The following is a 1016-nucleotide window of genomic DNA, read 5'->3' as shown; positions in this document are numbered from 1 at the left end:
AAGAAAATCAGCTTTCCGAATTATTATTAGCGTGAGCCAGTGATGGACACGGTAATAAACAGAATTTGCTTGGTGACAATAGCCTTGTGGAACCACCTGATCCCATCCCGAACTCAGAAGTGAAACGCAAACGCGCCGATGGTAGTGTGGGGTCTCCCCATGTGAGAGTAGGTCATCGCCAAGCGCCTAATTATCTCATTGAGATGTAACCAAGCCAGCTAAATAAGCTGGCTTTTTTGCATTCGCAATTTGTTAAATCCAGCCTAGTGTCTATTCAATTAGTCTGTTTTCCTCCTATTTTTCTCTCGATAATCCCTTTTTACCTTCCACGACACCAATAATTGCACCATTTGGCTTTATATCAATTCTATTAATATCCGCTACAACTGTTCTATCAGATTCAGTTCCGGAGAATAAGGCGGCAGCTTTATCTCAGATTATAAAATCTTCTGCCATCTTTGCTTGATGCCCCCGCACAGTCCATCATGATCACGGTATAGCGGCCAAAGAACGTAGCTGTAGAAGTTAATGTGAGGTGCCGCTCCATATAATCGCAGTTTGCAAAAGGCACTATGATGGCTTTGGATGGCGAGTAAGGTTGGTTATTTAGGATAGCCCTGATGATGAAGCAATAAATATTGGCTTTTTTAAATGTGATACCAAATTCAGACTGAGTGAACTTAGGACTGAGTGAACTTAGCAACGTTCTTTCCCATCAACTGATTACCTTATGGAGATAAGTTTTGCTGATGTACGAAGGCGCTGGGGGATCCCCTCATAATTGAGGTTTTCCAGCGTCATGAACTAAGTTTATATATTCGATTAATGCCCAGCGAAAAATTGTCTCCTTTACCGGATATTTGTCTCTTTTGCGTACTTCCTTTCCAAGTCTAACAATTGATAGCACAGCCTGCTTTCTCACTGTATTGGCTTGAAAATATCTTTGCCATCCAAGGTGTTGTGCCGCTAACCCAATACACCACAACACGATTTCAGCCAGCATAGAGAGCATAGAG

Annotated in this window: 1 rRNA gene and 1 pseudogene; one reads left to right on the top strand and one right to left on the bottom strand. The window is 42.1% G+C overall.

The annotated features are described in order from the left end of the window. Positions 1 to 68 precede the first annotated feature (68 nt). Positions 69 to 184: ribosomal RNA gene (rrf, locus tag L5M11_RS23775) — 5S ribosomal RNA — on the top strand. A gap of 591 nt (positions 185 to 775) precedes the next feature. On the opposite strand, the pseudogene L5M11_RS23770 reads toward rrf, so the two are convergent. Beyond that, a pseudogene (locus L5M11_RS23770) lies at positions 776 to 1016 on the bottom strand (IS4 family transposase); the annotation flags it as partial.

It is taken from the genome of Shewanella sp. SM87 (assembly GCF_025653705.1).
Lineage (GTDB): Bacteria > Pseudomonadota > Gammaproteobacteria > Enterobacterales > Shewanellaceae > Shewanella > Shewanella oncorhynchi.
This window is presented reverse-complemented; position numbering and strand designations above follow the sequence as displayed.